1 rRNA gene is annotated in these 419 nt (G+C 54.4%); it reads right to left on the reverse strand.

The features are described from left to right. Positions 1 to 12 precede the first annotated feature (12 nt). Positions 13 to 419: ribosomal RNA gene (locus WS34_RS15180) — 23S ribosomal RNA — on the reverse strand; the annotation flags it as partial.

Consider the following 419-nt stretch of genomic DNA (forward strand, 5'->3'; position numbering starts at 1 on the left):
TTCGTTATTAACCAGATTAAGCCCTCGACCTATTAGTAACAGTCAGCTCCACATGTTGCCATGCTTCCACCTCTGCCCTATCTACCTTGTAGTCTTCAAGGGGTCTTACTCCCGAAGGAGGGATATCTCATCTTGAGGGGGGCTTCACGCTTAGATGCCTTCAGCGTTTATCCCTTCCAGACTTGGCTACTCTGCCATGCCGTTGGTCGACAACAGATACACCAGTGGTCCGTCCATCCCGGTCCTCTCGTACTAAGGACAGCTCCTCTCAAATATCCTCCGCCCACGCCGGATAGGGACCGAACTGTCTCACGACGTTCTGAACCCAGCTCGCGTACCGCTTTAATGGGCGAACAGCCCAACCCTTGGGACCTGCTACAGCCCCAGGATGCGATGAGCCGACATCGAGGTGCCAAACC

The sequence above is a fragment of the Odoribacter sp. N15.MGS-14 genome (assembly GCF_000980245.1).
Classification (GTDB): Bacteria; Bacteroidota; Bacteroidia; order Bacteroidales; family Marinifilaceae; genus Odoribacter; species Odoribacter splanchnicus.